General features: G+C 64.6%; 6 protein-coding genes and 1 pseudogene. All 7 read left to right on the forward strand.

Annotated elements, in window-relative coordinates:
- Nucleotides 1–802 (forward strand): ATPase (locus P0D89_RS50895; protein WP_408379309.1); only part of this gene is annotated, 802 nt, incomplete at its 5' end.
- Nucleotides 803–807: 5 nt separating this feature from the next.
- The gene (locus P0D89_RS50900) at nt 808–1,029 is read left to right on the forward strand and encodes a hypothetical protein (RefSeq protein ID WP_408379310.1); all 222 of its coding nucleotides are present in this window, start codon (nt 808–810) and stop codon (nt 1,027–1,029) included.
- Between the two features lie 11 nt (nt 1,030–1,040).
- Nucleotides 1,041–1,952, forward strand: a complete 912-nt coding sequence (locus tag P0D89_RS50905) for a hypothetical protein (protein WP_408379312.1) — start codon at nt 1,041–1,043, stop codon at nt 1,950–1,952.
- Between the two features lie 381 nt (nt 1,953–2,333).
- A complete protein-coding gene (locus P0D89_RS50910) occupies nt 2,334–2,528 on the forward strand; it encodes a hypothetical protein (protein WP_408379315.1) in 195 nt (64 codons plus the stop codon).
- Between the two features lie 570 nt (nt 2,529–3,098).
- A pseudogene (locus P0D89_RS50915) lies at nt 3,099–3,311 on the forward strand (hypothetical protein); the annotation flags it as partial.
- A gap of 207 nt (nt 3,312–3,518) precedes the next feature.
- Nucleotides 3,519–3,929, forward strand: coding sequence for a hypothetical protein (locus P0D89_RS50920; protein ID WP_408370971.1), 411 nt, complete (start codon nt 3,519–3,521; stop codon nt 3,927–3,929).
- A 263-nt stretch (nt 3,930–4,192) separates the two neighbouring features.
- Entirely contained in the window at nt 4,193–4,558 is a 366-nt protein-coding gene (locus P0D89_RS50925; RefSeq protein ID WP_408370972.1) for a hypothetical protein, read from the forward strand.
- The last annotated feature ends 342 nt before the right edge of the window (nt 4,559–4,900 follow it).

The following is a 4,900-nucleotide window of genomic DNA, read 5'->3' on the forward strand; positions in this document are numbered from 1 at the left end:
TGCGGCCGCCGGTGAACTGGTCGCCACCCTGTGGGCGCGCGCGACCGCGTCCGCGCAGGCGGAACTCGACGCGCTGCGTGCAGAAGTGGAGGGCCAGCGTACCGAGGCGCAGCAGGCGGTCGCGGCGGTCCGCGGCGAACTCGAGCGGACAGAGACCGCGCTCGAGCAGCGCACCGCCGCGCTGCTCGCCGCGCAGGTCGAGGTCCGCGAACTGGACAAGGCGCAGGCCGAAGGCTGCGCGGCACGGCAGGCGCTGGACGGCGAGATCACGCGGCTGAAGGGCGAGACGGCTGCGCGCGATCGTGAACTGGTGCAGGTGCGCGAAGGGTTCTCGCGGGACCTGGAAAAGCTGCGCGCCACCGCGGAACGGGCCGATGAGCGCCTGCGTGCCGCGGAAAAGCGCGCGCTGCTCGAGATCGACCGCGAGCGCGGCACGGCCGTGAAGCTGCAGAAAGAGCTCGATGAGGCGACGAAGCGGGCCGACCGGCGCGAGGCAGACCATCGTCGCGCGCTCGAGGCGCTGCAGGCGCAGCTCGGTGACGCGCACCACCAGACGGGGGTGCTGCAGGGGCGGCTCGAGGCCGTCCAGGCCGCGAACGCGACGCTGCAGCAACAGCTGGCGGCAAGGCGCAAGGCGGATACCTACGAGGCGCGACCCGTTCGCGCGAAGGCCGCCCCGGCACGCCCAGCCGCGAACCGGCCGGCGGCGCCCCGTCCGGCACGGATACCGGGCACGACGCGCAAGGCGCCGGCCGCCTCCATGCCATCCGGCAAGACGGCGGCACGCCGCAAGCGGGGTTAGATGAAATGGGAAACAACAGCCGCCCGCGAAAAAGACGAACAGGGCGCAAGGCCCGGGCCTGCCCGCCGATTGGCGCGCTGATGCGCTACCGCGAGCGGATCGTGCGCGTGATCGCCGAAGCGAGCGGGCAGCGCGTGATCATCGAGTCGGTGGACGAAGATGGCCGCACCTTTCGCACCACGGTGAAATGGGCTAGCCTGACCGATCTTCACGATCAGCTCTTCTGAGCGCGAAAACCATGCATCAACTCACCATGCAGCAGCTCGATATCTTTGCCGACAGCCGTGACGTGATGTTGCGCAATGACGTGCTGGAGCAGTTGCAGCGGCGCGATGCGGTGTCGGCGCGAACGGCACTGGCGCTGCTCGCCGGCGAATACCCGGACGACGGTGCACTGCCCGCGATGAACGTGCTGGTGGGCGAACTCGAACGCGGGCGCGGATCGACCGCGCCCCTGGCGGACCATGCGGCGCTGGCCATCGCGCGCCGTCACCTCGAGGACGAGGTGCTGTCCGCCGCCCGGCGGGTGCTGCCCAAGCAGACGGTTCACGCATGGCTCGCCCTGTGCTGGCGAGCGCTCGCCGCGCGGGCCGCGACGCTGGCCTTTTGCGGCGCCGATGCCGGGAATCACGCAGCGCCGCTGTGGCTGCTGGCCGGCGACTGGGCGGCCGCGAGTGACGCGATCGGGGGCATTGAGTCCTGGTGGCGCATCCCGGCACCGCTCGCGTGGATGACCGAGGTGCGCTACCGGACGGGCGGACTGGATGCCGCGTGGCCGCTGCTCGCGGAACTGGCCTGGCTGGCGCCGGCACGGTTTGCGGCATTGCTGCCCGTACTGGGCGACGCGTCACTCGACGCGCTACGCCGGCGCTTCGATGCGGAGTTTCCGGGCGCGGGCGAGACGGACGATGACGCGTGGTTTCCGGCGTGGCTGCTGGTGGTCAAGCCGGCACTGGCGGCCCGGCTGGGCGAGGCGCGCGTGCAGCGTGAGCAGGCGGCGTCCCGCGCAATGGGCCTGCTGGGCGAAATCCTGCGCCGCGAGCATGAGGGCGACCAGCACGAACTGGTCAGCCTGCGCCAGGAACTGAGCCGCCTGCATGCGGGTCTGTTCGACGCGTATATGGCGACGCGCAAAGTGCAGCACCGGTGAGGCGGTCAACCCGACAATGCTTTGTGGCACGTCGCGGTGCTACCGGCATTGCGTCGTTCACGGCACCAGACGCCGTTTGATTTCGCATTGGTGTCCCACTGAACCGCCGTGCCCAAACGGTTCTCCCCGCCTCTTCATAGGGCACGCCCTGGGACGAAGCAGGATGTGTGTACCTGATCGCTGCCGCATCTGTCGCAGTGCGGCATGACCCAATCTGCCCAATATGCGGGACGACCCGAATTGCCGCGCCCCGGTACTCCCCCTACCATCAACTCCCCGCGCCATTTGCAGCGAGTGCGCCACCGGCAACGTGCCGTCAAAAGCGAGCGCCTTAGCCGACGCAATCCATACAGCACCTACTCGAGCTATCAGGAGGCAAGCATGCTCAGCCCCCATGAATTTGCGACATTGACACTGGTCAGGGACTCGGCCGACCACATTGCCGAGCGCGAAGAACTTGATACGTTGCTCGAACGCCAGCTCGTCGCCATGGAGAAGCTTGCCGGCGGGGCTGTACGGCCTCGCGTTACGCAGGACGGAGATTCGCTCCTTCGTAGCCTCGCGCGCATACACTGACAGGTCGAAACCTGCCGGATGTGGGCTGGGACTCGACCGGGCATCGAACATCACCAAACGAAGGACGCGCGCTTCCTCGTTGCCGTGAACGTCGAGCAAGCGCCCGTCGTTAAAAGGACAGACCCGCCGGCATTGGACCGCGGGACTTCGTCCTGCGAATGACGTTGTCATGGCCTGGGCAGGACTAATATCTCCATACCAGGCGCGAGTCGTGGCAGCGGTATTGTCGGCATCGGTCCGCGGGTCGCAGCCGGTAACCCGTCCGGGGTGCGCGCCCTTGCCAGTAAGTTGCTCAATGAGGAAGAGTCCTGAATTGCCGCGCCGACCTTCAGAACTTCGGCAGCCGCAAGCGGCTAAAACGGCGGCGGAGATAGTCATCTGGATTTGCCGGAACTGCAATGCACGTTTGCCTTCGATGAGGTCGAAGCGAAGCCCAAGCTTACGCAAGCGGATTTCTTTCCATTTGTCGGGGCCTGTGACTACCGAAACAGGCTGGTCAACATAGGTCCAGACGCAGCGGGGCGTCCGCGGCTTATTCGGCGCGACGAGTAGGAACGTTCGGAGGCAGCCATGCAGTTCGACTACAGGGAGTTTCACATCGACGTGTCGCCTCTCGATGAAGGCGGCCGTTACTACGCGTGCGCAAAAACTTATCGTCGCGCCTCGGCGGGCGTAGAGGCCGTAGAAGTGAAGTATTCGGGTGACCTGGACGACTATCCCTCCGACACGGACGCGATCGAGGCGGCGCAGCGTTGGGCGATCCAGTGGTGCGACGACAGATCTGGACAAGGCACACGTACGGATTCCTCGAAACGGCGGGGCATGCCGATGATTTGGCCTCCGTACACCGGCTTCGGAACAGCGCCGCACGAAAACGGGCAGGCAATGCGATTGCGCATGATTCGGCGGATCGGCAGCGTGTGGTGAAAGGCATCGATCGCGGCGCAGGCGCTAAACTATCAGTGTCAGTCGTCCGAGGAGGTGTCCATCATGGCAATCGACGTCAAGGATCCCAACTACAAGCTCGGCGAGAAGGCGACATATGTCACCGTCAGCGGCGTCAGGTATGCAATCGTGCGCGCGGACGCCTGGTTCGACCAGATCGGGGCCGAGAACGCCCCTGCGCCGGGTGGCAAAGCGCTGTCGCTTCCGCTGGGGGACGTAACCGAGGGCCGTGGAAAATTTTACGGCGTGAAAACGGTCAAGCTCGCCCTCAGCCCTGACCGTTCGGGCTATCACGTAGCGGTGCACAGGGCGACTTACTACCCTGCAGATCAGGCGACGTTCACGGGCGTCTCCAGGAAGAAGCTGCGCCCCGGTAGTTCGGCGCATAGCAGAACTGATCGTGTCGGGCGCGGTAAGGTCGGCGTGGGCGGCATGCGCACCAGGTCGCACAGCTGACGGCGCGCGGGTCGAGTCGCTACTTCCTGGTCGAGGGACTAGCGGGACGCGTCCCGCTTTTCTTTGATCGCCTTCGTCTTGTCCTTCCGCCAGCTTAGGAAGTTAGTCAATCCAACGAAGGGTGGCCCGGTAACTGCTGCCCCACTTGACGGGCGGCCGTCGGACAATACGCGGCAACTGAAGGAAGGGGCTCTTCGACGCGAAGGGGTGGTCGCAGTGCGATGATTGTGGTTTGTGGCTGCGGAAATCATGGATCGAAGATTATGGAAACCGTCGCGTTTATCTCGACTGAGAACGGGGACGACTTGATTGTGTCCTTTGCAGTCGTCGACCCAGCGGATCCGACTGAGATCGAAAGTCTCACCCTGTTGCGCACGCCGAAATATGAACACCTGCTGGAAGATTGGGAGCGAGGCGTGAGCGTTTCGTTTGAGAGGTACGTGGAAGACAATGAGGAATTGCTGAAAGAACTCTGCCTTGACCGAAAATCAGCCGTAGCACGCCTGACAACCAGCCTGCGCATCTACGAGCTGGATCTTCAAAAAGTCGACGAGAAGGGGGTGACGGCCATGCGAACGGTGCTCGTCCAGATGAATCATGATCGTCGGATCAGGCTAGTGGGCGTCTAACGATTTCTTCGATCCGGCGATCGCACGAACCCGGAAATTCGCCGCAGGGGCGCGACAGTCAACGAAACGCCGCTGCCTCTGCCGCCCGACGGTGACACAATTATTTCGTTCACGTCGCAGTCTTTGTGCAGCAAGGATGTCACGGCGTTGGTAGGCTGGATCTGCGCGAGGTGCTACTTTTACTTCCGAAACGCCTTTACTCTTACTTCATTGCACGGCGCTGGACGAACGCCCGCAGCGCGGTGAAGTCGGTGCGGCTATAGGCGCGCGAGAGCGTGACGGGCAGTAACCGGTTGGCCATGGACAGGGATGAACGCGATGAACAGGGTGAGTGGAAAGGCC

The organism is Paraburkholderia sp. RL18-085-BIA-A (genome assembly GCF_046027075.1).
Classification (GTDB): Bacteria; Pseudomonadota; Gammaproteobacteria; order Burkholderiales; family Burkholderiaceae; genus Paraburkholderia.

Coding starts and splice junctions, on each gene's coding strand:
- P0D89_RS50900 (WP_408379310.1), top strand. CDS start 808: ATGGGAAACAACAGCCGCCCGCGAAAAAGACGAACAGGGCGCAAGGCC.
- P0D89_RS50905 (WP_408379312.1), top strand. CDS start 1,041: ATGCATCAACTCACCATGCAGCAGCTCGATATCTTTGCCGACAGCCGT.
- P0D89_RS50910 (WP_408379315.1), top strand. CDS start 2,334: ATGCTCAGCCCCCATGAATTTGCGACATTGACACTGGTCAGGGACTCG.
- P0D89_RS50920 (WP_408370971.1), top strand. CDS start 3,519: ATGGCAATCGACGTCAAGGATCCCAACTACAAGCTCGGCGAGAAGGCG.
- P0D89_RS50925 (WP_408370972.1), top strand. CDS start 4,193: ATGGAAACCGTCGCGTTTATCTCGACTGAGAACGGGGACGACTTGATT.